Source organism: Nocardioides sp. N13(2025) (assembly GCF_051912545.1).
Lineage (GTDB): Bacteria > Actinomycetota > Actinomycetes > Propionibacteriales > Nocardioidaceae > Nocardioides.
The window spans coordinates 3,875,783-3,897,965 of the sequence record NZ_CP196809.1; the positions used below are offsets into that span (position 1 = coordinate 3,875,783).

Here is a 22,183-nt window from a genome sequence, read left to right on the forward strand (position 1 = left end):
TGGGGGCATGGACCTGACCAACCAGCACCAGGCCGTCGTCGTCCTCTCCCGCGCCCTCGACCAGGCCGGGGACGCCCTCGCGACGGTCCATCCCGACGACCTGGACAAGCCGACGCCGTGCGAGGGGTGGACCGTGCGGCAGCTCGCCGACCACCTCGCCGCCGCGCCCGAGCACTTCCTGCAGCAGGGTCGGGGCGAGGACGTCGACTGGAGCGCGGGGACCGGCGTCGACCCCGACCCCGCCCAGCTGACGTCGCACTTCCGCACCCACGCCGACGACCTGATCCACCACTGGCACGCCCAGCCCGACGACCAGGTCGCCCAGGCCGACTGGCAGAGCGCCGAGCTGGGCGTCCACACGTGGGACCTGGTGCAGGCCCTCGGCCGGTCGGTGCCGCTGGACGACGAGGTGGCCACGCGCGGGCTGGCGTTCATGCAGCAGGGACTGACGGCGGACAACCGCGGCGAGGCGTTCGGCCCGGAGGTCGAGGCGCCCGAGGGTGCGGGGGCCTACGAACGGCTCGTGGCTTTCGCGGGTCGGAGCCCTAGGCGCGCTTGACCATCATCCGCACGAAGGCGAGCCCGCTCAGCAGCGCCATCAGTGCGCCCAGGACGTACGGCACCCGGCCGCGGCCGGCGTCCGGGTCGGTGGTGTCGCCGAAGTCGTGCGTCAGCACCTGCGCCGAGGTGCCGTCGAGGTCGGGGACCAGATCGACGGCGAGGCTCAGGCTCGACGCGTCGGGGACGTCGCGGAGCAGGATGCGGTAGGTCCACTCCGACCGCGGGCGATCGGGTGAGGTCATCAGGACCAGGTGGTCGCCCTCGACGTAGCTGCCGGCAGGCCCGTCGACCCGCGCCACCAGGAGGCTGTCGTCGGCCCAGCCGACCGGCGTGACCGAGGCGCCGCTCGGGTAGAGGTCGGCGGCCAGCTCGCGGCCTGGGTCGCGGCCGTCGGCCGTCTCGAAGGGGACGGCCCGGACGGGCTCGTCGTCGAGGGGGTACGGCGCGCTGATCCCCTCGCCCGGAGCCACGACGCCGGTCAGGGCCGAGGTGCTGCTGTCGCCGGTCGCCGGGTCGATCGTCCAGCTCGTGATCGGGGGGACTTCGCCGGGCTGCGTGATCCGGGCGAAGACGTCGATCGCGATCTCTCCGTCGGCGGTCCACGTCATCGCGCGCGGCGTGCCGGTGCCGGGCACCAGGTCGACGAGGCCGGTCTCGCCGGTGGTCAGGTCGACCACGCGATACCAGCCGGTGCTGACCGTCGTCACTCCCCGGACCCGCTCGACCGAGCTGCCCGCCGGGTAGGCCAGGCGCTCGCCGTCCGGGGAGAGGGCGAGCGCTGGTCCGTGGAACCACGCGGCCAGGTCGTCGCCGATCTCGGGGAAGTCCGGCAGCTCGACGGGGCGGGTCTCGCCGGTCGTGGCGCTCACCAGGAAGGGCTGCCCGAGCTCGTCGACGTACGCCACCGAGGCGCGGCCGAACGCCAGGTCGGTGACGAGCGGCCCGTGGGGATCCGCGATCCGGCTGGGGATCGCGCCGTCCCGAACGGGGTCGTCGGCAGGTCCCACCGGGTCCGGTCGCGCGACGAGGACCGCCGAGCCGGCGATGACGCCGACGACAGCGACGACTGCGGCGCCGCGGACGACCCGGTCGCGGCGACGGGCCCGCCGGCCGCGGTCCCAGGCGGCCGGGTCGGGGGAGAAGGTCTGGGTGTCGGCGAGGGCCGTGAGCTCCTCGCGGAGGTCCGTGGTCATGCTTCTGCTCCCACCAGGTCGGCGAGCTCGGGGGCCCGCACGCGCAGCCGCTGCAGGGCTTGGCGCGACATGGACTTGACCGCGCCGCTGGAGATGCCCAGCGCGGCGGCCGTCTGGACCTCGGTGAGGTCCTCGAAGTAGCGCAGCACCAGCACGGTGCGCTGGCGCGGCGTCAGCCGGCGCAGGGCCTGCTCCAGGGTGAGCCGCACCGTCGGGTCGGTTGCCGGCACCGGGGCGTCGTACGACTCCAGGGGTGACTCCGCGAGCCTGCGGCGACGCCACCAGGAGATGTTCTGGTGGTACATCGTGCGCCGCACGTAGGCCTCGGGCGAGGTCTCGATGCGCTCCCAGTGCTTCGCCGCCTGCACGAGGGCGGCCTGCACCAGGTCCTCGGCGAGGTGGTGGTCACCGGTGAGCAGGTACGCCGTGCGCGCCAGGGCAGCACCCCGTGCGTGGACGAACTCGTCGAACCCGGATCTGTCGGTCATCTGCCCCCCCTCACGACGCACGACGCACGCAGGCGCCTCGACGGGGGTCAGGTGGTGCGAGAAATCGTCAGCGGGCGCGGCGCGAGAGCCGCTCGAGGTCCATGATCACCACGGAGCGGGGCTCCAGGCGCAGCCAGCCGCGCGAGGCGAAGTCGGCGAGCGCCTTGTTGACCGTCTCGCGGGAGGCGCCGACCAGCTGGGCGAGCTCCTCCTGGGTGAGGTCGTGGTGGACGTGGACGCCGTCGTCGGCGGTGCGGCCGAAGCGGTCGGCGAGGTCGAGCAGCGCCTTGGCGACACGGCCCGGGACGTCGGAGAAGACGAGGTCGGCGACGACGTCGTTGGACTTGCGCAGGCGACCGGCGAGCTGGGAGAGCAGGCCGCGCGCGACCTGGGGGCGACCCTCGAGCCACTTGAGCAGGTCGTCGTGCGAGAGCGACGCGAAGGTGGCGTCGGTGACCGCCGTGACCGTCGCTGAGCGCGGGCCGGGGTCGAAGAGCGAGAGCTCGCCGAACATCTGGCCGGGGCCCATGATGGCGAGGAGGTTCTCGCGGCCGTCGGAGGAGGACCGGCCGAGCTTCACCTTGCCCTCGGTGACGACGTAGAGCTTGTCGCCGGAGTCTCCCTCGTGGAAGAGGACGTCGCCACGGCGCAGCGTGGTCTCGGCCATCGAGCCGCCCAGAGCGGTCGCGGCCTCGTCGTCGAGCGAGCTGAACAGCGGTGCCTGACGGAGCACGTCGTTGTCCACGTCTATCCTCCAAGTGAGTGCGTCCCGTTGAGATGCCCTCGGGATCGGCACGATCCTAGCCGTGGTGTGGGTCACAAGGGCCATTCCGCCCCGGTGTGGGACGCTTTGTGCCCGTTCGAGGGGTGTCGGTGGAGGACCGTAGGCTGAGCGCGTGCCTGCCCCTCAGCGCGTCGCGGACGTGCCCGTCAAGCCCGACACGTCGCTGGTGCGCAGGGCGCGCCGGATCGACCGGATCCTGGCCGAGACCTATCCCGAGGCCAAGGCCGAGCTCGACTTCACCAACCCGTTCGAGTGCCTCGTCGTCACCGTGATCTCGGCGCAGACCACCGACCGCCGGGTCAACGCCGCCAGCCCGGCGCTCTTCGCGGCCTACCCCACGCCCGAGGCGATGGCGGCGGCCCCGCGCGAGCACCTGGAGCAGCTGCTCGGCCCGCTCGGCTTCTTCCGCCAGAAGACCGACTCGCTGCTCAAGCTCAGCCAGGCGCTGGTCGACACCTTCGGCGGCGAGGTGCCGGGTCGCCTCGAGGACCTCGTCACCCTGCCCGGGGTGGGCCGCAAGACGGCCAACGTCGTGCTGGGCAACGCCTTCGGCAAGCCGGGCATCACCGTCGACACCCACTTCGGTCGCCTCGCGCGCCGCTTCGGCTGGACCGAGGAGACCGACCCGGTGAAGGTCGAGCACGCCGTGGGTGCGCTCTTCCCCAAGCGCGACTGGACGATGCTGTCGCACCACCTCATCTGGCACGGTCGCCGCCGCTGCCACGCCAAGAAGCCGGCGTGTGGCGCGTGCCCGGTCGCCAAGCTGTGCCCCTCCTACGGTGCCGGCCCGACGGACCCGATCGAGGCGGAGAAGCTGGTCACCACCCAGGGGCCCGCATGAGGAAGTCCTTCCTGGCCGTCCTGCTGGTCGTGCTCCTCACCTCGTGCACGTCCGGCGGCGGCATCGACGTACGCCCTCCCGACGTGCAGGTGGACACCCCGGCGCTGCGCGAGGCCAAGCAGCGCATCGGCATGGAGGACTGCGTGCCCGGTGACGGCGAGCCGGTCGAGGGCGGGCTCCCCGAGCTGACCCTGCCGTGCCTCGGCGGCGGCCAGGACGTCGACCTGTCCTCGCTGCGGGGCCCGATGCTGATCAACCTCTGGCAGGCCTTCTGCGTGCCGTGCCGCAAGGAGATGCCGGCGCTGGAGAGCTTCCACCAGAAGTACGGCGACCAGGTGGCCGTGCTCGGCATCGACTTCAACGACGTCCACCCCGCCGGTGCGCTCGAGCTGGCGGAGGACACCGGGGCCACCTACCCGTCAATCGCCGACCCCGGTGGCGAGCTGATGGTCGAGGAGGCGTTCGCGGTCGCCCGGCGCGGCCTGCCGGCCTTCGTCCTCGTCGACGCCGACGGAGAGGTCGTCGGCCAGGCCTCCGGCGGCGTGGACTCCGTTGCCGAGGTCAAGGACCTCGTCGCCGAGCACTTAGGGATCGAGCTGTGAACGACCCGGTGCTCCCGGGTTGGCTCGGCCCGGTCGTCGACGCGGCCTCGAGCATCACCGTCCACGAGCTCACCCGGTTCATGCCGCCCGAGGACAGCGACGCCCGGCGCGGCGCCGTGCTGATGGTCTTCGCCGACCGCCACGACGACCCGGCCGGCCCCGACGACCTCGCCCACCGCGGCGAGCTCCTGCTGACCGAGCGCGCCCACCACATGCGCTCCCACCCGGGGCAGGTGTCGTTCCCGGGCGGGTCGCTCGACGAGGGCGAGACCGCCCGTCAGGCCGCGCTGCGCGAGGCCTACGAGGAGATCGGGCTCGTCCCCGAGGAGATCGAGGTCTTCGGCGAGCTGCCCGAGCTGTGGCTGCCGCCGAGCAACTTCGCGGTGACCCCCGTCCTGGGCTACTGGCGCGACAAGGGCGAGGTGCGCATCGAGAGCCCCGACGAGGTGCACGCCATCCACCACGTCGCCATCGCCGAGCTGCTCGACCCCGACTTCCGGATCAACGTCCGACACCCCAGCGGCTGGATGGGCCCCGGCTTCCTCATCGGCCCGGACAAGGACGTCATCCTGTGGGGCTTCACGGCCGGCATCATCGCCCGCCTGTTCAGCTACCTCGGCTGGGCCGAGGACTGGGACAGGGCGCGGGTGCGTGACCTGCCCGACCACATGCTGCAAGGTGAACCCCGACAGACCGACCTGGCGCCCAACCGCGTGCAGAACACCAAGCTCGAGGAGTAGCGCCGATGAACATCCTCGACTGGTGCCTCGTCGCACTCGTGGGGATCTATGCCCTCTCGGGCTACTGGCAGGGCTTCATCACCGGCGCCTTCGCCACGGCCGGCCTGCTCCTCGGCGGACTGCTGGGCATCTGGGCCGCGCCCCTGGCGCTGGGTGACGCGGCGCCGTCGCTGTGGGTCTCGCTCGGCGCGCTCTTCATCGTCATCATCTCCGCCTCCCTCGGCCAGGCGCTGCTGCAGTTCGTCGGCTCCAGGATCCGTGACCGGATCACCTGGCAGCCGATCCGAGCCGTCGACGCCATCGGCGGCTCGGTGCTGAGTGCCGTCGCCGTGCTGCTCGTGGCGTGGGCCCTGGGTGTCGCCGTCTCCGGCACGCGGATCGGTGGGATCACGCCGATGGTGCGCGAGTCCGCGATCCTGGCCAAGGTCGACCAGACGCTGCCGGCTGACTCGAGCAAGGTCCTCGGGACCTTCAACAACGTGGTCGGCACCACGTTCTTCCCGCGCTACCTCGAGCCCTTCGCGCCCGAGCGGATCGTCGCGGTCAAGCCCGGCGACCCGCGGATGCTCACCGACCCCGACGTGATCGACGCCCAGGCCAGCGTGGTCAAGGTGCGCGGCACCAACGGGTGCGGCAGCGGCGTGGAGGGCACGGGCTTCTTCTTCGCCCCCGGCCGGCTGATGACCAACGCCCACGTCGTGGCCGGTGTCACCCGCCCCGAGGTGGAGGTGGGCGGCTCCTCGGTCGTCGCCTCCGTCGTGCTCTACGACGCCGACCTCGACGTCGCCGTCCTGTCGCTGCCCGACACCGGGACCCCGCACCTCGCCTTCGACACCCGGGCCGAGCCGGGCGACAACATCGCCGTGCTCGGCTACCCCGAGGACGGCCCCTACGACGTGAGGTCCGGCCGCATCCGCTCCCAGCAGCGGCTGCGCTCGCCCGACATCTACGGCGACGGGACTGTGATCCGTCAGGTCTACTCCCTGCGCGCGATCATCCGTCCCGGCAACTCCGGCGGCCCGATCCTCACCTCCGCCGGCGACGTGGCAGGCCTGGTGTTCGCGGCGTCGGTCAGCGACCAGGACACCGGCTACGCGCTGACCGCCAGCCAGGTCGCCGAGTCAGCTGCGCTCGGCGTGACCAGCCAGTCGCCCGTCGACACCGGCACCTGCGTGCGCTGAGCGCAGTCTCGAGATTCAGCCCTTGCCCTTGAGGGCCTGCGGGATCTGCTTGCCCTGCTCGATCGCGCGCTCGGGCGCCTTGACCTGCTTGACCTGCTTGAGGCCGATGAAGGCGAGGAGGCCGGCGATCAGGAGGTAGAGCGCGAACACGATCAGGAACGCCCAGTGCAGGTCGAGGCCGGAGCCGTTCCAGTGGATGAAGTAGGCGATCGAGACCGACAGCATGATGATCGCCAGCAGCCCGAGGAACGCCGCGCCAGCGAAGAGGCCGATGCCGACCCCGCCGTGCTTGACACTGACCTTGAGCTCGGACTTGGCGAGCTGGATCTCCTTGGAGACCAGGCTCGAGATGTCGCGCTGCGCGTCCATGACGAGCTTGCCGAGCGTCGGATCCGTGTCCTTGACCGGTTCGTGTGCCATGGGGGTGCTGTCCTTCGGTGTACGCCGGGGGCTGACGGCTGCGACCCTACCAACGCGACCGTCTAGACTGGGGCCTCAGGTGAGCCGGGAAGTCTGGTCGGCCCGTGGCGTGTCGCCGCGGTGATCATTACCCCGACCACCCCGGAAGGATGCGCCAGCGCATGGCTTCACGTCCCCACGACCCCCACGGCCACCCCAGCGTCGACGACGAGCTCTGGGAGGCGGGCCCGGTCTACAGCGCCAGCAACCGGCCACTGGCCCGCCTCGTCGCGCGACCGGTGCGCGAGTTCCTCCGCGTCGAGGCGGCGGGCTCGCTGCTGCTGCTGCTCGCCGCGGCCGTCGCCCTCGTGTGGGCCAACAGCCCCTGGGCGTCGTCGTACGACGCGCTCTGGCACGCCCACCTGACGCTCGACGTCGGGCCGCTGCACCTCGACGAGTCGCTGCAGCACTGGGTCAACGACGCCCTCATGGTGATCTTCTTCTTCGTCGTCGGCCTCGAGATCAAGTACGAGCTGGTCAACGGCGACCTCCGTGACCCGAAGACGGCCGCCCTGCCGATCATCGCCGCGATCGGCGGCATGCTCGTGCCGGCCGGGCTCTACCTGGCGCTCAACCCGCCCGGCAGCGACGGCAGTGCCGGCTGGGGGATCCCGATGGCCACCGACATCGCCTTCGCGGTCGGCGTGCTCGGCGTGCTCGGGCGGCGGATCCCGTCGGCGGCGCGGCTGTTCCTGCTGACGCTGGCGATCGTGGACGACATCGGCGCGATCCTGGTGATCGCGGTCTTCTACACGTCCGACCTCTCGCTCGGCTGGCTGGCGCTGGCCGTCGGCCTGCTGCTGGCGATGGTGGTGGCCACGAGGCTGCGGATCTGGGCCGTCACCCTCTACGCCGTGCTGGGCGTCGGCGTCTGGTTCGCGCTGCTCGAGTCGGGCGTGCACGCCACGCTCGCCGGCGTCGCGATCGGCCTGCTCGCCCCCGCGACGCCCCTGCTCAAGGAGGACGTGGCCCGCGGCTACGCCACCCGGGCGCTGCAGGACCGCCACCTCGACGCCGACGAGCTCGCCCGCATGCGGTTCCTGCTCAAGGAGTCGGTGTCCGTCGTCGAACGGCTGCAGACCGCGCTCCACCCGGTGTCGGCGTACGTCGTGCTCCCCGTCTTCGCGCTCGCCAACGCCGGTGTCGAGCTCGGGGCGATCGGCAAGGTCTTCACCGAGCCGGTGGGGCTGGGCATCGTGCTCGGCCTGGTGCTCGGCAAGCCCGTCGGGATCTTCCTGGCGTCGTTCGCCGCCGTACGCCTCGGGCTCGGGAAGCTGCCCGAGTCCACCACCTGGCCGATGGTGCTCGGCCTCGGCGCTGTGGGCGGCATCGGCTTCACGGTGTCGATCTTCATCGCCGGGCTGTCGTTCCCGGGCGCCGACCTGCTGACCGAGGAGGCCAAGATCGCGATCCTGCTGGCCTCGCTGTTCGCGGCCGTCGTCGGCGTCGTGCTGCTGCTCGCCGCCACCCGCCGGCGTACGCCCGATCCGTCATCCGAACCCGACGCCATGCGTGTGCCTTCGTATGACGGACCAGGTGAGGGCCCGGGCGCCTGACGCAGTACGTCATACGAACCCGCACCAAGAGGCACGGGTTCGTATGACGGATCGCGCGGAGCGCGGGCTGGGGGTCACTCGTCGGAGGCGGCCGAGCCCTCCTTGCCCTTGATCAGGTCCATGACCGTCGAGTCGGCGAGGGTGGTCACGTCGCCGACCTCGCGGTGCTCGGCGACGTCCTTGAGCAGGCGGCGCATGATCTTGCCGGAGCGGGTCTTGGGCAGCTCGGGCACGACCATGATCTGGCGGGGCTTGGCGATCGCGCCGATCTCGTGGGCGACGTGCTTGCGGAGCTCCTCGACGATGTCGGGCCCGCCGTCGCCCGCCGCCTCGCGCAGGATGACGAACGCGCACACCGCCTGGCCGGTGGTCTCGTCGGCCGCTCCGACGACCGCCGCCTCGGCGACCTTGGGGTGCGACACGAGTGCCGACTCGATCTCGGTGGTGGAGAGGCGGTGGCCCGACACGTTCATCACGTCGTCGACGCGGCCGAGCAGCCACACGTCGCCGTCGTCGTCGAGCTTGGCGCCGTCGCCGGCGAAGTAGAGGCCGGGCCAGCGCGACCAGTAGGTCTCCTTGAAGCGCTCGTCGTCGCCCCACAGCGTGCGGAGCATCGCGGGCCACGGCTCCTTGAGCACGAGGTAGCCGCCGTTGCCGTTGCCGACCGACTTGGCCTCGTCGTCCACCACGTCCGCGGAGATGCCGGGAAGGGCCTTCATCGCCGAGCCGGGCTTGCCGGCGGTGACACCGGGCAGCGGGCTGATCATGATCTGGCCGGTCTCGGTCTGCCACCAGGTGTCGACGATCGGGCAGCGCTCGCCGCCGATGACCTCGCGGTACCACATGTAGGCCTCGGGGTTGATCGGCTCACCGACCGAGCCGAGCAGCCGCAGCGACGACATGTCGTAGCCGTCGGGGATCTCGCGACCCTGCTTCATGAAGGTCCGGATCGCGGTGGGGGCGGTGTAGAAGATGGAGACCTTGTAGTCCTGCACGATCTGCCACCAGCGGCCCTTCTCGGGCGTGCCCTCGTACATCACCTGCGTCGCGCCGTTGGCGAGCGGCCCGTAGACCATGTAGGAGTGTCCGGTCACCCAGCCGACGTCGGCGGTGCACCAGTAGACGTCGGTGTCGGGCTTGAGGTCGAAGACCGCCCAGTGGGTGTACGACGTCCCGGTGAGGTAGCCGCCGGTGGTGTGCAGGATGCCCTTGGGCTTGCCGGTCGTGCCGGAGGTGTACATGACGTAGAGCGGGTGCTCGGAGTCGTGCATCTCGGGCTCGTGGTCGGGCGAGGCGCCGTCGACGGCGTCGTGCCACCACACGTCGCGCGACTCGTCCCAGTCGACGTCCTGGCCCGTACGTCGTACGACGAGGACGTGGCGCACCAGGTCGCCGGTCTTCCCGACGGCCTCGTCGACCGCGGGCTTGAGCGCGCTGGCCGCACCACGGCGGTAGCCGCCGTCGGAGGTGATCACGACGTGGGCCTCGCAGTCGGTGATGCGCGAGGCGAGGGCGTCGGCGGAGAAGCCGCCGAAGACCACGGTGTGCGGGGCGCCGAGGCGCGCGCACGCGAGCATGGCGACGACGACCTCGGGGATCATCGGCATGTAGATGGCGACCCGGTCGCCCTTCTTGACGCCGAGCTCGATGAGCGCGTTGGCAGCCCTCGACACCTCGTCCTTGAGCTGGGAGTAGGTGATGTCGCGGGTGTCGTCCTCGGGCTCGCCCACCCAGTGGATCGCCACCTTGTCGCCGTTGCCGGCGGCGACGTGGCGATCGACGCAGTTGACCGACGCGTTGAGCGTGCCGCCGACGAACCACTTGGCGAAGGGCGGGTTGGTCCAGTCGAGGACCTGGTCCCACTTCTGGCCCCAGTCCAGCCGGCCGGCCGCCTCGGCCCAGAAGGCCTCGCGGTCGGAGTCGGCACGGGCGTAGGCCTCCTCCGTGACGTTGGCGTGGGCCGCGAGGTCGGCCGGGGGCTCGAAGCGCCGGTCCTCGGTCATCAGGTTGGACAGAGTCTGGTTGGTCTGGGTCGGCTCGGGCAAGGCTCTCTCCTCGGGCGGGGCTGGGGAAGCTGGGGGTGGGTGGACCCCCTCGCCGAACCTACTCCGGCCCGGCGAGGGGGTCACGGTGGTGCGGGTCAGTGCTTGACGGCCTGCTCGGCGCCGGCGCCGGTGAGGGCGCGTACCTCGAGCTCGGTGTAGCGCTCCTCGGCCTCTGGCTCCTTCGACGTGATCGTGCCGAGGTAGCCGAGGAGGAAGCCGAGCGGGATCGACACGATGCCGGGGTTCTCCAGCGGGAACCACGAGATGTCGATGTCCGTGGGCAGCAGGGACAGGTTCTTCCCTGACACCGGGTCGGTGCCCTTGCCGCTCACGACCGGGCTGAAGATCACCAGGCCGACGGCGGAGATGAGGCCGCCGTAGATGCTCCAGAGCGCGCCGCGGGTGTTGAAGCGCCGCCAGAACATGTTGTAGATGATCGCCGGCAGGTTGGCCGAGGCCGCGACCGCGAAGGCCAGGGCCACCAGGAACGCGATGTTGAGCTTCTGCGCCGGGATGGCCAGGAGGATCGCGATGAGACCGATGACGCCCGCCGCGATGCGCGAGACCCGGATCTCCTCGGCCTCGGACGCCTTGCCGTCCTTGAAGACCGAGTTGTAGAGGTCGTGCGCCACCGACACCGACGAGGTCAGCGTCAGGCCGGCGACCACCGCGAGGATCGTCGCGAAGGCGACGGCCGCGATGAGGGCCAGCAGGACGGCGCCCCCGGTGGAGCCGGGTCCGCCACCGACGGCCTCGGCCAGCAGCGGCGAGGCCAGGTTGCCGCCCGACGCGGCCACCTCGGCGTACGAGTCCTTGTCGAGCAGGGCCGCGGCACCGAAGCCGAGGACCAGCGTGAACAGGTAGAACGCGCCGATGAGGCCGATCGCCCACAGCACCGACTTGCGCGCGTCACGCGACGTCGGCGTCGTGTAGAAGCGGATCAGGATGTGCGGCAGGCCGGCCGTGCCGAGCACGAGGGCGATGCCGAGGGAGATGAAGTCGATCTTCGAGGTGGGGCTGACGCCGTACTTCAGTCCGGGCTCGAGGAACGCCCCGCCCTTGCCGCTGTTGGTGGCGGCGGTGCCGAGCAGGTCGGACAGGTTGAAGTCGAACTTGGCGAGCACCAGCACGACGATCAGCGCGGAGCCCACCATCAGCAGGACCGCCTTCACGATCTGCACCCAGGTGGTGCCCTTCATGCCGCCGACGGTGACGTAGAAGATCATCAGTGCGCCCACGAAGAAGATCGTCAGGTTCTTGATGCCCTCGCTGGTGACGCCGAGCAGCAGCGCGACGAGCGCGCCCGCACCGACCATCTGGGCCAGCAGGTAGAAGATCGAGACGACGACGGTGGAGGTCGCGGCCGCGGTGCGGACCGGCTTCTGCCTCATCCGGTAGGCCAGCTGGTCGGCCATCGTGTATCGGCCGGAGTTGCGCAGCACCTCGGCGACGAGCAGGAGCGCGACGAGCCAGGCGACGAGGAAGCCGATCGAGTAGAGGAAGCCGTCGTAGCCGGACAGCGCAATGGCTCCCGAGATGCCGAGGAACGACGCCGCCGACATGTAGTCGCCGCCGATGGCCAGGCCGTTCTGGAAGCCGGAGAAACCGCGTCCGCCGGCATAGTGGTCGGCCGCGCCGGAGGAGTTCCGGCTGGCCCAGATGGTGATGCCGACCGTGAGGGCGACGACGCTGAGGAACAGCGCCGTGGTGAGGATCTGGTGGCCTTCCATGTCAGCGCTCCCGGTTGGAGTAGTACTCGTCCGACAGCTGCCTGGCCAGCGGATCGAGGTTGCGGTTGGAGTAGCGGCTGTAGACCCAGGCGAGGAGGAACGTCGTCAGGAACTGCAGCAGCCCGAAGACCAGCGCGACGTTGATGTTGCCGACGACCTTGGTGCTCATGAAGTCGTGGGCATACATCGACATCAGGACGTAGAGGGCGTACCAGGCCAGGAAGGCCACGGTGGCCGGGATGACGAAGCGGCGATAACGAGAACGCAGCTCCGCGAACTCGGGCCGGGCCGACAGCTCGTCGTAGACGGGGTCGTGGCGCGCGGCCTGGTCGTGAGCATCTGAAGTCACGTCAGGGACCTTTCCGGGCGAGGGTCACGGAGGTGTGACCGCCGTCACCGTGACACCCGTCACAGGCAGGTCGGGAGGGGTGCGAGCGGGCTGGTCGGTCGGTGGGCGCCGCTCCGCGCCCAACGGTGGGTGCCGCACGACGAGCGGTCGTGGCACTCTTCGCACCGTGGCAGAAGACATCGACCGCCGAGCGGCGGCCCGCACCCTCGGCACCGCCTGGCTGCTCATCCTCGTCGGGGTGCTCGCCGTGGGGTGGCTGCTGACCCATCCCCTCGAGTCGACGGTGGACCCCTGGGACGACGACGTGGTGCTGTGGTTCGCCGACCGGCGCACGTCGGGCCTCGACCTCGCCGCCGACATCGGCAGCAAGGTCGCCGACACGATCGTGGGGCTGGCGCTCGCGCTGGTCCTTGCCGTGGTGGTCTCGCGGCGCGAGCGGTCGTGGCGTCCGGCGGTCTACTACGCCGTCCTGGTCGGGCCGACGCTGGCGCTCTACCTGGTCGTCACCGCGCTCATCCCGCGCGACCGGCCGCCGGTGAAGATCCTCGACCCGGGCCTGGTGCCCGACCACAGCTTCCCGTCGGGCCACGTGTTCACCTCGATCGTCGTCTACTGCGCCACGGCCTTGCTGCTCAACGCGTACGTCCCGCGCTGGCGTCGCTGGACCTGGCTGCTGTTCCTGGTGCCGCTCGTCGTGGCGCCGTCGAGGCTCTACCAGGGCGCGCACCACCCGACCGACGTGCTCACCAGTCTGGTCTTCGCGCCGATCTGGGTCGCGGTCGTGGCCCGCACGCTGCTGCCGGGACGGGTGGCCCACCCGGAGCCTGACAAGGTGGAGGCATGACTCCTCCCGTCGTGGTCGTGACCGGTGCCAACGGACTCGTGGGCAGCCACGTGGTGGCCGCCCTCGCCGAGCGCGGAGCGGCGGTGCGCGCCGTTGTACGCCGGGTCGGCACCGCGCCGCGGGCGTCCGGCGTCGAGGAGCACGTCGGCGACTTCGCCGACCCGGACTTCGCCGCGACCGTGGTGGCCGGGGCCGACGCCCTGGTGACGACCGTGCACCCTCTCGGCTCGGGTCGCGACGACCAGCGCCGGATCGGGCTCGACGGGACCCTCGTCATCGCGGAGGCGGCCGTGGACGCCGGCGTGCCCCTGCTCGTCCACGTCTCGACCGCCGCCGTCTACGACCGGAGCCCGGGCACGGGTGACGTCGGCGAGGACGCCGCCCTCGTGGACGACGACGCAGGCGACTACGCCGTCGTGAAGCGCGACGTCGACGCGGCGCTGGGCCGCCTGGCGGGTACGACGCGGGTGTTGCTGCGGCCGCCGGCGATCCTCGGCCCGGGCGAGTCCTCGGTCTGGAACACCGTCCAGCCTGCCGCCCTCGCCGCCGACGAGGCGCGCCGGCACGCGATCGCCGACCAGACCTTCGCCTGGGTGCACGTCGACGACCTCGCCGCCATCGCCGCCGACCTCGCGACTGGTGCCATCGCCCCGAGCCACGACCCGGAGGCCGGTCCGGTCGAGGGCGGCTGCACCCCCGTCAACGTCGCCAGCGGCCCGGCGACGCAGCGCGACTACGTCGGCGCCGTGACCGAGGCGCTCGGGGTCGAGCCCACGTGGGACGACAAGCCGGCGTGGACCGGTCAGATCCGCGCCGACCGGGCCCGCCGCTGGGGCTGGACGCCGCGGGTGTCGCTCGAGGACGCACTGGCCGAGCTGCAGGCGGGCCTGCGGAGCTGAGGAGGAGACACCCATGACCGACGTGTCCGAGTTCAGGATCACCCTGACCGTCGACGACTTCGATGCCGCGGTGCGGCTCTACCGCGACGCGCTCGGGCTGCCGCAGCTCGAGGACTGGAGCAGCGACCAGGGCCGCGTGCTGCTGCTCGACGCCGGTCGCGTCACCCTCGAGCTCTTCGACGAGGCCCAGGCCGCGATGGTCGACGACCTCGAGGTGGGGGAGCGGGTCTCGGGCAAGGTGCGGTTCGCGCTGCACGTCGCCGACACCGACGCGACCGCCGCGACGCTGACCGCTGCCGGCGCGACGGCCGTCGCGCCCCCGGTCGACACGCCCTGGGGCGACCGCAACGCGCGGGTCGCCGCACCGGACGGGATGCAGCTGACGCTGTTCAGCTCCTGATCATGAACCTGTCGGGCTCGGGCAGCGGCTCGAAACCGAAGCGGGCATAGACCTCGTGCGCGTCCCGGGTCGCCAGCAGCACCCGGCTGAGGCCCATCGGCTCGAGCTGCTCCACCACGGCCTCGAGCAACCGGTGGCCGACCCCGCGGCCGCGGTGGTCGCGGTCGACGTACACGTCGCAGAGCCAGGCGAAGCTGGCGCGGTCGGTGAGGACCCGCGCGTAGGCCACCTGCTCGCCACTGCCGGTGAAGACGCCGAAGTTGAGCGAGTTCCGCGCGGCCGTCTCGACGTTGTCGCGCGTGCGGCCCAGCGCCCAGTAGGCGTCGGCGCTGAGCCACGGGTGGATGCGGTCGAAGTCCATGTCGGACAGCTCGGTGCGGATCTCGTAGTCGTCTCCGGTCACGGGGTGATCCTCCCAGTGCTTGACAGCCAGGTCACCGCAAGGCGGACCATGACGACATGGGTGACGTCGAGTTCGAGATCGTGCGCACGGTGCAGGCCCCCATCGATGACGTCTTCGAACGCCTCGCCGACGTCGAGGGCCACAACCAGTGGATGCCGCGCAAGGGCAGCATCCTGCGCCGGACCCGGCTGACCTCCACCGGGCCCCCGGGGCTCGGGACGACCTACGAGGACTCGACCACCCTCGGCACCACGCCGGGGGAGATCGTCGAGTTCGACCCGCCCCGCCGGCTGCTCCACCACTGGTGGGACAGCACGTCGTCGGGTCGGATCAAGGTGGAGGGCTGGCCGGGCTACACCCTCGAGGCGACGGGGGACGACGAGACCCTCGTGCGCCACGACGCCAGGCTGCACACCAACGGCGCCTACCGCCTCGCGACCCCCGTCCTGCGGATGATCGCGGTGCGGGAGCGCACCACGGTGCTCGAGGCGCTGCAGAGGTCCTTCGAGCACACCTAAGGCTGGTCGCTTGCACCGACGGAGGTCGCGGTCCGGGCGATGGCGTCCGTGAGGGGAACGTGCTGCCGGGCGTCGCGAGCGGCACGAGCGAGGAGGCGCGAGCCGACGGTGCCGCTCCCCTCGTGCAGGGCGACCTGGGCGGCCCGCCACCGGCAGTAGCCCGCCTCGTGCGGGCGGGCCAGCCGGTCCCACCCGGTGGCCGCAGCCGTCCAGAGGTCCACCTCCTCGCTGCCCTCGAGCCGGGCGAGCTCGGCCCGCCACACGAGGTGCCAGACCGCAGCGGCGACCCCGATCGCGTCAGGCCCGAAGGGGTCCACGGCGGCTCCCGCCCGACGCGCCCGCAGGCGTCGGGTGGATTCGTGACGCTCCTCCGGGCTGGAGTGGTGCCACGCTTCGGCGGCGGCGCGCGCCGCCCAGGCGGCCGCGGGTGCGGCCAGGCCCGCACGGTCAGTCGGCAGGAAGAACGTGAGCGCCTCGTCCAGCCGCGCCGCGGCGCGTCGTGGGTGGCCGGACCAGTACTCCGCGACGGCCAGCGCCACCTGGGACTCCGCCCAGTTGCTGTCCTGCGGTCGGGAGACGCGGTCCAGCGCCTCCACCCGCGAGAGAGCCTCGTCGAGCCGGCCCCGGACCGCGTCGATCTCCGCGCGCGCGGCGTGCACCTCGTACGTCGCCACGACCGGTTCGCCGTGCGTCGAGCCCTCCACCATGGCGGCCGCGGCCTCGCAGTCGCCCGCCCGGAGGTGCGCCTCGCCCACGTTGACGCGCAGGAACGCCACCGAGCGCTCGGTGAGCTGCCGGCCGTCGAGGGCAGCGAGGGCCCGTGAGGCAGTGGAGAGGACGGTCTCGACCGGGGCGCACAGGTGCAGCAGGATGTCCGTCGCGTTCACCGCGACAGCGACCTCGACGAAGGGGTCACCCGACTGCTCGGACAGCGCGAGCGCCTCCAGGGACAGCGAGCGCGCCTTCTCCTTCTCACCACCCGCCAGCGCGAACCACGATGCCCAGTTGAGCACCCGTCTGCGCTCGGTGGCGTCATCGAGGGCGTCGGCGACCTGCAGCGCGCGGGCGAGGTCCTCCCGCGCGTCCGCGAAGCGACCGTGGTGGGACACGGAGGCGGCCCGCGTCACGAGGCACTTGACGAGCTCGGCGGAGGGCGGGAGGTCGCGGTGCAGCTCGAGCGCCTCCGCGATCGTGGTCAGTCCCCGAGTCCTGTCGCCGAGCTCGCAGTGGGTGAGGCCCGACCGGCCCAGCAGCGCCGCCCGATCGGCCGGGTCCGCCTCGACGGTCTCAGCACGCTCTGCGAGGGTGCTCGCGACGGCGAAGTCGCCGACGGTCCGGGCGGCGTCCATCGCGTTGCGCAGGACGTGGGCCAGCGGGATCCCCAGGCGCTCGTCGTCGCCGGTTGCCCACAGCTCCACGGCGCGGAGCCAGTGGCGGAGCTCGACGTGCGCGGCATACCTGGTGTGGGCCTGCCACGCCGCGGCGACGCGCCACTCCACCTCGTGCCGCTCGTCCCCGGCCGCCTCCCAGTGCCGGGCCACCTCCCCCGCCTCGGCGTCGGGTGTCGAGCCGAGGGCCTCGGCGAGGCGTACGTGCTGGAGGACCGCCTCGCCCGGGACCAGTCGCCCCCGGACGACCTCGGCGAGCACGGGGTGCCTGAGCTCCACCTGGTCCGGGTCCCGCGCGTCCGCCAGCAGTCCCAGGGCGGAGAGGTCCCGCAGGGCGGTCACCAGCTGCTCGGCGGCGGTGCCGGCTGCGGCGCCCAGCACGTCGGGGGGAAGGGGGCGGTCGGCGACTCCCAGGGTCCGGACCACCGCCCAGGCGTCCGTGTCGAGCTGCGCCAGCCGTCCCTCGAAGACCGCCGCCAGCTCGAGAGGCAGCTCGTCCGGTCGGGCTGTCGCCAGCTGCTCGGTGAAGAGGGGGTTCCCGCCCGTCCGGGAGTGGATGCGCGTGACCAGCTCGTCGGTGGCCGCGCGCCCGAGCACGCGGTCCAGCTGCTCGCGCGTCTCCGTCAGGTCGAGGGGGGCCAGGGCGATGCCCGGAGGTGCGGCGAGCCGTCGCAACCGGGCCAGCCGGTCGGCCGTGGCGTCGGGCACGTCAGGACCGACGTCCCGCAGGGTCGCCACGACCCGCACCCCGGGCGCATGCGTGAGCAGGTGCTCGAGCACGTCGAGGGTGGTCGGGTCGGCCCAGTGCAGGTCCTCGAGCAGGATCGCCGCGGGCCGCAGCCTGGTGGCGGTCCCCAGGACGGCCGTGATCGCGCTCAGCAACCGCTGTCTCGCGAACTCGTCGGTCGGCTGCGGGGGGCCGTCCTCCAGCTCGGGCAGGACCAGGGCGAGGGTGCTCCGGACGTGCCGGGGGCAGTCGGCCAGCGCCTCCTTGAGCCACAGGCCGTCCTCGACGGCGAGGATCGCGCCCAGGACGTCGGTGACGGGCAGCAGGGGGACCTCGGTCGACAGGGGGAGGCAGCGCCCGCGGGCCACGAGGGAGTCCGCCCCGTCGGCAGCAGCGCTGACGAGGGTCGTCTTGCCGATGCCCGCCTCACCGGTGACGAGCAGCAGCCCGGCGCCGGTGTCGAGATGTCGCCGCAGAGCGGCGACCTCCGCCCGACGCCCGGCGAGGCGGGGCGCGGTCGACGAGACCGTCGAGCGGGTCGGAGCGGTGGCAGCCAGCCAGAGGTCGTGGAAGCGATCGGGATCACCTGCCATCGCCTCGACGAGCACCTCGACCGTGCCCCACGACGGGGGCCTGGGGTTGGAGAAGGCCTTGGAGACGGTGGTGTGCGAGACCCCCGTCCTGCTCGACAGGGTGCGCAGCGACGGCCAGCCCGCGCGGTGGTGGAGGTCATGGAGTGCGAGGACGAGGTCACGGTGGGCCCCGGGCGGCAGGTCCGGGAGGGGCAGCGAGCCCATGCTCCACCTCCGATCGCGCGGGATCCGAGGTGATCAGGATCCTCGGTCAGCCGGGGCGCTGTCCACTGCGAACCGCTGGTCCGACCAGCGGGGCGGACCTAGAGTGACCGCATGATCGACGGGTTGCTCGCCTCGGCGGACCTCGGCTGGCTCGAGCCGGGCACGCACCTGTGCGCCTTCCCCCGGGACGAGCGCCAAGCCACGCGGATCGCGGCGACGTTCGTCGACCAGGGGCTCTCCGCCGGCGACCAGCTGCTCTACGTCGCGAGCGAGGAGCAGGCCGACGCGCTCATCGCGATGCTCCCGGCCCACGTGCGCGGGCACGAGGCCCTGGCCACCGGACAGCTCCTGGTCACCTCCTTCGCGGAGGCGTACGGCGCGGAGCGCCCGACCGACCTCGACGTCATCGGCGAGGGGTTCCGGGCGGCGGCGGAGCGCTCCCGCGCCCTGGGGTTCCCCGGCCTGCGGGTCGCGGCGCGCATGGACGAGCTCGCGCCCCTGCTCGGGTCGGCCGAGCAGGTGCTCCGGTGGGAGCGGTTGTCGACCGCGCTGCAGCGCGAGCTCGGGGTCAGCTCGGTGTGCCTCTACGACCGCGGCCGGCTCGACGACGAGCAGGCCGCCCTCCTCGCAGAAGAGCACGCGGCCCTCGCCCCGGAGATGGCCGAGACCCCGCTGGCCAGCTTCCTCGCGGTCGACGAGCCGTGGGGATTGAGGGTCAACGGCGAGATCGACATCTCCAACGGCGAGCTGCTCCAGCGGCTGCTGCTCTCGCGTGCGTCCGTGGCGCCACGGCTCCACCTCGACCTCGAGGGACTGACCTTCGCTGACGTCGGGACGCTGTCCCGGTTGCGCTCGGTGGCGGCCGGGCTGCCCGAGACGGGGTGGCTGGCGCTGGAGGGCGTGCCCGCCTTCGTGCAGCGCACGCTGGACATCTGCGGACTCGGTCACGAGAAGCTGAGGGTCGCTCCATGACGACCGCCACGCACAGCAGCCTGTTCTACGACGGCGACCGGCAGTACGCCACCGAGGCCGGAGGCTTCCTCCGCGACGGGCTCGAGCGCGGACACCGCGGCTTGGTCATGGCACCACCCCGACGTGTCGACCAGCTGCGCTCCGCGCTGGGCCGCGACGCGGACGAGGTGACCTTCGTCGAGGACTCGGTCGCCTACGCGCCGCAGTGGAACGCCTACCGGGTCCTCCTGGACTTCGCCGCCCAGTCGCCCCACGACCGTTCCCGCGTCATCGCCGAACAGGACCTGACGCTCCGGACGCCCGCCGAGCTCGTCGACTACCGGAGGCTCGAGGCCGCCATCAACGTCGTCTTCGCCGGGGCCGACGTCGACCTGCTCTGCCCCTACGACGCGGGCTCGCTCCCGGCGCACCTGCTCGAGATCGGTGTGCACACCCACGGCGCGGTGCTCGCGGACGGCGGCATGTCCGTGAACGAGCGCTTCGACGACCCGTTCGACATGCTGGCCGGGCTGGCCACGGTCGTGCCACCGCCTGTCGATGCGATCACCATCGACTGCTCGTCCGGGGCCGACGTCGCCAGTGCGCGCCGGCTGGTGCGCTCCGTGGGCGGCGAAGCCGGGATCGAGCCCTGGGTGGTCGACGACATGGTGCTGGCTGTCAGCGAGGTGTTGACCAACGCGCTGCGCCACGGCGAGCCGCCGGCGCTCCTCCACGTCTACGAGGAGGGCGCCACCTGGGTGTGCCACGTGACCGATGGCGGACGTGGACTCGTCGACCCCTGTGCGGGCCTGCTCCCGCCCGGCGAGCCGTCGGACCACGGCTACGGGCTGTGGCTGGCGCGTCAGCTCTGCGCGGCCGTCGATGTCGGCAGCGACCCCACCGGCACCCACGTGCGGCTCCACACGCGTACGCCGTCCCGCGTCGGCTGACGGCGCCGACGGCCCGGGTTGCTCAGCCCCGGGCGTCGCGTCGCTCCTGGAGTCGTGCGCGGGCCTCGGCCAGGTAGCTCAGGCACGGGGCCTCGGCGTCAGGGTGCTTCGACGTGAGGTGGAGGATCCAACGATCCATCGCGGCCATGTAGCCGTTGTCCTCGCCCGGCCGGCGTGTGCTCCAGGCGCGGGTGCCGGTGCCGGGGCGCGGCACCTCGCACTGCGTGCACGAGATCGTGTAGGCGAAGGAGTTGTCGGGGCTGACCTCGATGCGGACCACGGCCAGCACTCCTGCCTCGGCGCTGGCCTTCCTCTGTCGGGCGGAGCGGCTGGCGGGCACAGGGACCTCGGTTCGTGCTCGGGGATGGCCGGTCCAGCCTAGGGGCCGATTCCGCGCGGCAGGCTGACGCGTACGACGGTGTCGCCCGGCTGCGACTCCACGCCGATCTCGCCACCGTGGCGCTCGACGACGATCCGGCGGGAGATGTCGAGGCCGAGCCCGGTCCCCTTGCCGACCTCCTTCGTCGTGAAGAACGGCTCGAAGGCGTGGGCCGCCACCTCGTCGCTGAGCCCGTGGCCGGTGTCTCGGATCTCGACGACGACGTGGTGGTCGTCGGCCGAGGTGCGGATGGTCAGGGTGCCGCCGCCGTCCATCGCGTCCACGGCGTTGTCGATGAGGTTGGTCCACACCTGGTTGAGCTCGCCGGGGTTGGCGGTGACGGTCGGGACGGACTCGTCGTAGTCCCGCACGACGGTGACGCCCGCGTCGCGGAGCTTGTGGCCGAGCATGATCAGCGTGCTCTCGAGGCCGTCGACGAGGCGTACGTCCTGGACGGCCGCGCGGTCGAGCTGGGAGTAGGACTTCACCGCCGAGACGAGGTCGGAGATCCGGCGGGTGGCGTTCTGCGCCTCGGCGATCAGGGTCGTCGTGGTCATCGCGCTCGCCACCCACTCCAGGCCGGCCTGGAGGGCCGAGCCGGAGAGGGCTGCCGCCGCGCGGTCGAGCCAAGCGGTGTCCACGCCGGCGCCCGCCAGCGCGGGGGCGATCACCCAGTCGCGCTCGATGTCGTGGTCGGTGAGCCAGTCGGTGAGGGAGTCCTCGAGCTCGGCCAGCGCGACCCCGGTGGGGGCGGACGTCACGTCGATCGAGCGCCGCAGGCCGTCGAGGGCGACGAACTGCTCGGCCGAGATGCCCTCGCCGGCCAGGCGCTGCAGCGCGGCGAAGACGTCGTCGCTGCTCTGCTGCAGCGCGCCGACGGAGCGTACGGCGGCGGAGGCGGGGTTGTTGATCTCGTGGGCGAGCCCGGCCGCCAGCGTGCCGAGCGCGACGAGGGCCTCCCGCTCGCGCGCGTTCTGCTCGATGCGCCGCGCGGTGGCGATCAGCCCGCAGAGCAGGTGGACGGCGAAGGGGAACCACTGCCGGCCGAAGCGGGCGAGCTCGGTGGCCGGGAGCCGGAAGACACGCGTCGGCTCCATGACGCGCGCCGACCCCAGGTAGACGCCGTTGTCGTCCCAGGCCCGGAAGCCGCCGGCCCACTGGCCGGGGTCCTCGATGGTCACCATGACCACTTCCTCGTGCCCGACCCGTCGGACGACCTCGATCCGGCCCTCGAGCATCACCCACCAGTGCTCTGCCGGACGTCCCTCGTCGAAGACGCGGTCGCCCGGGGCGTACGCCACCTCCTCGCCGGCAGCGGCCAGCTCGGCCACCTGCTCGTCGGTGAAGCCCTCCAGGATGGCCATCGCGCGGAGCTCGTCGCCCACCGTCATGACATCT

At 72.1% G+C, this 22,183-nt stretch carries 23 protein-coding genes; 12 read left to right on the plus strand and 11 right to left on the minus strand.

Annotated features, from left to right (window positions below):
• The first annotated feature begins 7 nt into the window (after window positions 1-7).
• Window positions 8-559, plus strand: coding sequence for a TIGR03086 family metal-binding protein (locus ACS3YM_RS18800; protein ID WP_439937962.1), 552 nt, complete (start codon window positions 8-10; stop codon window positions 557-559).
• Here the strand turns inward: ACS3YM_RS18800 and ACS3YM_RS18805 are convergent.
• The 3 genes from ACS3YM_RS18805 to ACS3YM_RS18815 form a co-directional block, all read right to left on the minus strand.
• A complete protein-coding gene (locus tag ACS3YM_RS18805) occupies window positions 546-1,754 on the minus strand; it encodes a hypothetical protein (protein ID WP_439937963.1) in 1,209 nt (402 codons plus the stop codon). The genes ACS3YM_RS18800 and ACS3YM_RS18805 overlap by 14 nt on opposite strands.
• Window positions 1,751-2,242: a SigE family RNA polymerase sigma factor gene (locus ACS3YM_RS18810; RefSeq protein ID WP_439937964.1), complete on the minus strand. Its 492-nt coding sequence runs from the start codon at window positions 2,240-2,242 to the stop codon at window positions 1,751-1,753. The genes ACS3YM_RS18805 and ACS3YM_RS18810 overlap by 4 nt, the downstream gene beginning before the upstream one ends.
• 67 nt (window positions 2,243-2,309) lie before the next feature.
• Window positions 2,310-2,987, minus strand: a complete 678-nt coding sequence (locus tag ACS3YM_RS18815) for a Crp/Fnr family transcriptional regulator (RefSeq protein WP_056601912.1) — start codon at window positions 2,985-2,987, stop codon at window positions 2,310-2,312.
• Between the two features lie 151 nt (window positions 2,988-3,138).
• Between ACS3YM_RS18815 and nth the strand changes: the two genes are divergently transcribed.
• From nth to ACS3YM_RS18835, 4 genes are read left to right on the plus strand one after another with little or no spacing between them, the layout of a single operon-like run.
• Complete coding sequence (gene nth, locus ACS3YM_RS18820; protein WP_439937965.1) at window positions 3,139-3,867, plus strand: endonuclease III; 729 nt, start codon at window positions 3,139-3,141, stop codon at window positions 3,865-3,867.
• Window positions 3,864-4,469 (plus strand): TlpA family protein disulfide reductase, encoded by a 606-nt coding sequence (locus tag ACS3YM_RS18825; protein ID WP_439937966.1) that lies wholly within the window; start codon window positions 3,864-3,866, stop codon window positions 4,467-4,469. Before nth ends, ACS3YM_RS18825 begins: the two co-directional genes overlap by 4 nt.
• Window positions 4,466-5,209 (plus strand): NUDIX hydrolase, encoded by a 744-nt coding sequence (locus ACS3YM_RS18830; RefSeq protein ID WP_439937967.1) that lies wholly within the window; start codon window positions 4,466-4,468, stop codon window positions 5,207-5,209. Before ACS3YM_RS18825 ends, ACS3YM_RS18830 begins: the two co-directional genes overlap by 4 nt.
• 5 nt (window positions 5,210-5,214) lie before the next feature.
• Window positions 5,215-6,390 carry a MarP family serine protease gene (locus tag ACS3YM_RS18835; RefSeq protein WP_439937968.1) on the plus strand — a complete coding sequence of 392 codons (1,176 nt, stop codon included), beginning with the start codon at window positions 5,215-5,217 and terminating at the stop codon, window positions 6,388-6,390.
• A 15-nt stretch (window positions 6,391-6,405) separates the two neighbouring features.
• Here the strand turns inward: ACS3YM_RS18835 and ACS3YM_RS18840 are convergent, their stop codons facing one another.
• Window positions 6,406-6,810, minus strand: coding sequence for a phage holin family protein (locus ACS3YM_RS18840; protein WP_439937969.1), 405 nt, complete (start codon window positions 6,808-6,810; stop codon window positions 6,406-6,408).
• A 161-nt stretch (window positions 6,811-6,971) separates the two neighbouring features.
• Here ACS3YM_RS18840 and nhaA point away from each other — a divergent pair, with 161 nt between their 5' ends.
• Window positions 6,972-8,405 carry a Na+/H+ antiporter NhaA gene (gene nhaA / locus ACS3YM_RS18845; RefSeq protein WP_439937970.1) on the plus strand — a complete coding sequence of 478 codons (1,434 nt, stop codon included), beginning with the start codon at window positions 6,972-6,974 and terminating at the stop codon, window positions 8,403-8,405.
• A 74-nt stretch (window positions 8,406-8,479) separates the two neighbouring features.
• On the opposite strand, the gene acs is transcribed toward nhaA, so the two are convergent.
• From acs to ACS3YM_RS18860, 3 genes are all read right to left on the minus strand, one after another.
• The gene (acs, locus tag ACS3YM_RS18850) at window positions 8,480-10,408 is read right to left on the minus strand and encodes an acetate--CoA ligase (RefSeq protein WP_439939927.1); all 1,929 of its coding nucleotides are present in this window, start codon (window positions 10,406-10,408) and stop codon (window positions 8,480-8,482) included.
• 137 nt (window positions 10,409-10,545) lie between these two features.
• Window positions 10,546-12,180 carry a solute symporter family protein gene (locus ACS3YM_RS18855; RefSeq protein WP_439937971.1) on the minus strand — a complete coding sequence of 545 codons (1,635 nt, stop codon included), beginning with the start codon at window positions 12,178-12,180 and terminating at the stop codon, window positions 10,546-10,548.
• Window position 12,181: 1 nt separating this feature from the next.
• The gene (locus ACS3YM_RS18860; RefSeq protein ID WP_439937972.1) at window positions 12,182-12,529 is read right to left on the minus strand and encodes a DUF485 domain-containing protein; all 348 of its coding nucleotides are present in this window, start codon (window positions 12,527-12,529) and stop codon (window positions 12,182-12,184) included.
• Window positions 12,530-12,695: 166 nt separating this feature from the next.
• Here ACS3YM_RS18860 and ACS3YM_RS18865 point away from each other — a divergent pair, with 166 nt between their 5' ends.
• From ACS3YM_RS18865 to ACS3YM_RS18875, 3 genes are read left to right on the plus strand one after another with little or no spacing between them, the layout of a single operon-like run.
• Window positions 12,696-13,373 (plus strand): phosphatase PAP2 family protein, encoded by a 678-nt coding sequence (locus ACS3YM_RS18865; RefSeq protein ID WP_439937973.1) that lies wholly within the window; start codon window positions 12,696-12,698, stop codon window positions 13,371-13,373.
• Window positions 13,370-14,272 (plus strand): NAD-dependent epimerase/dehydratase family protein, encoded by a 903-nt coding sequence (locus ACS3YM_RS18870; protein WP_439937974.1) that lies wholly within the window; start codon window positions 13,370-13,372, stop codon window positions 14,270-14,272. Before ACS3YM_RS18865 ends, ACS3YM_RS18870 begins: the two co-directional genes overlap by 4 nt.
• Before the next feature lie 13 nt (window positions 14,273-14,285).
• Window positions 14,286-14,672 (plus strand): VOC family protein, encoded by a 387-nt coding sequence (locus ACS3YM_RS18875; protein ID WP_439937975.1) that lies wholly within the window; start codon window positions 14,286-14,288, stop codon window positions 14,670-14,672.
• Here the strand turns inward: ACS3YM_RS18875 and ACS3YM_RS18880 are convergent.
• Entirely contained in the window at window positions 14,662-15,075 is a 414-nt protein-coding gene (locus ACS3YM_RS18880; protein WP_439937976.1) for a GNAT family N-acetyltransferase, read from the minus strand. The two genes, ACS3YM_RS18875 and ACS3YM_RS18880, sit on opposite strands and share 11 nt — an antisense overlap.
• A 56-nt stretch (window positions 15,076-15,131) precedes the next feature.
• Between ACS3YM_RS18880 and ACS3YM_RS18885 the strand changes: the two genes are divergently transcribed.
• Window positions 15,132-15,593 carry an SRPBCC family protein gene (locus ACS3YM_RS18885; protein ID WP_439937977.1) on the plus strand — a complete coding sequence of 154 codons (462 nt, stop codon included), beginning with the start codon at window positions 15,132-15,134 and terminating at the stop codon, window positions 15,591-15,593.
• Here the strand turns inward: ACS3YM_RS18885 and ACS3YM_RS18890 are convergent.
• Window positions 15,590-18,505, minus strand: coding sequence for an ATP-binding protein (locus ACS3YM_RS18890; RefSeq protein WP_439937978.1), 2,916 nt, complete (start codon window positions 18,503-18,505; stop codon window positions 15,590-15,592). The genes ACS3YM_RS18885 and ACS3YM_RS18890 overlap by 4 nt on opposite strands.
• 111 nt (window positions 18,506-18,616) lie before the next feature.
• Between ACS3YM_RS18890 and ACS3YM_RS18895 the strand changes: the two genes are divergently transcribed.
• Together ACS3YM_RS18895 and ACS3YM_RS18900 are read left to right on the plus strand one after the other, a co-directional pair.
• Complete coding sequence (locus ACS3YM_RS18895) at window positions 18,617-19,477, plus strand: MEDS domain-containing protein (RefSeq protein WP_439937979.1); 861 nt, start codon at window positions 18,617-18,619, stop codon at window positions 19,475-19,477.
• The gene (locus tag ACS3YM_RS18900; RefSeq protein WP_439937980.1) at window positions 19,474-20,406 is read left to right on the plus strand and encodes an anti-sigma factor RsbA family regulatory protein; all 933 of its coding nucleotides are present in this window, start codon (window positions 19,474-19,476) and stop codon (window positions 20,404-20,406) included. Before ACS3YM_RS18895 ends, ACS3YM_RS18900 begins: the two co-directional genes overlap by 4 nt.
• 22 nt (window positions 20,407-20,428) lie before the next feature.
• On the opposite strand, the gene ACS3YM_RS18905 is transcribed toward ACS3YM_RS18900, so the two are convergent.
• Together ACS3YM_RS18905 and ACS3YM_RS18910 are read right to left on the minus strand one after the other, a co-directional pair.
• Window positions 20,429-20,746, minus strand: a complete 318-nt coding sequence (locus tag ACS3YM_RS18905) for a hypothetical protein (RefSeq protein ID WP_439937981.1) — start codon at window positions 20,744-20,746, stop codon at window positions 20,429-20,431.
• 38 nt (window positions 20,747-20,784) lie between these two features.
• Entirely contained in the window at window positions 20,785-22,176 is a 1,392-nt protein-coding gene (locus tag ACS3YM_RS18910; RefSeq protein ID WP_439937982.1) for a sensor histidine kinase, read from the minus strand.
• Window positions 22,177-22,183: the final 7 nt, after the last annotated feature.

Excerpts from the sequence above, each read along its gene's own strand:
- ACS3YM_RS18800 (WP_439937962.1), top strand. The coding sequence starts at position 8 with ATGGACCTGACCAACCAGCACCAGGCCGTCGTCGTCCTCTCCCGCGCC.
- ACS3YM_RS18825 (WP_439937966.1), top strand. The coding sequence starts at position 3,864 with ATGAGGAAGTCCTTCCTGGCCGTCCTGCTGGTCGTGCTCCTCACCTCG.
- ACS3YM_RS18885 (WP_439937977.1), top strand. The coding sequence starts at position 15,132 with ATGGGTGACGTCGAGTTCGAGATCGTGCGCACGGTGCAGGCCCCCATC.
- ACS3YM_RS18875 (WP_439937975.1), top strand. The coding sequence starts at position 14,286 with ATGACCGACGTGTCCGAGTTCAGGATCACCCTGACCGTCGACGACTTC.
- ACS3YM_RS18900 (WP_439937980.1), top strand. The coding sequence starts at position 19,474 with ATGACGACCGCCACGCACAGCAGCCTGTTCTACGACGGCGACCGGCAG.
- nhaA (WP_439937970.1), top strand. The coding sequence starts at position 6,972 with ATGGCTTCACGTCCCCACGACCCCCACGGCCACCCCAGCGTCGACGAC.
- ACS3YM_RS18890 (WP_439937978.1), bottom strand. The coding sequence starts at position 18,505 with ATGGGCTCGCTGCCCCTCCCGGACCTGCCGCCCGGGGCCCACCGTGAC.
- acs (WP_439939927.1), bottom strand. The coding sequence starts at position 10,408 with ATGACCGAGGACCGGCGCTTCGAGCCCCCGGCCGACCTCGCGGCCCAC.
- ACS3YM_RS18810 (WP_439937964.1), bottom strand. The coding sequence starts at position 2,242 with ATGACCGACAGATCCGGGTTCGACGAGTTCGTCCACGCACGGGGTGCT.
- ACS3YM_RS18840 (WP_439937969.1), bottom strand. The coding sequence starts at position 6,810 with ATGGCACACGAACCGGTCAAGGACACGGATCCGACGCTCGGCAAGCTC.
- ACS3YM_RS18835 (WP_439937968.1), top strand. The coding sequence starts at position 5,215 with ATGAACATCCTCGACTGGTGCCTCGTCGCACTCGTGGGGATCTATGCC.
- ACS3YM_RS18855 (WP_439937971.1), bottom strand. The coding sequence starts at position 12,180 with ATGGAAGGCCACCAGATCCTCACCACGGCGCTGTTCCTCAGCGTCGTC.
- ACS3YM_RS18870 (WP_439937974.1), top strand. The coding sequence starts at position 13,370 with ATGACTCCTCCCGTCGTGGTCGTGACCGGTGCCAACGGACTCGTGGGC.
- ACS3YM_RS18895 (WP_439937979.1), top strand. The coding sequence starts at position 18,617 with ATGATCGACGGGTTGCTCGCCTCGGCGGACCTCGGCTGGCTCGAGCCG.
- ACS3YM_RS18910 (WP_439937982.1), bottom strand. The coding sequence starts at position 22,176 with ATGACGGTGGGCGACGAGCTCCGCGCGATGGCCATCCTGGAGGGCTTC.
- ACS3YM_RS18805 (WP_439937963.1), bottom strand. The coding sequence starts at position 1,754 with ATGACCACGGACCTCCGCGAGGAGCTCACGGCCCTCGCCGACACCCAG.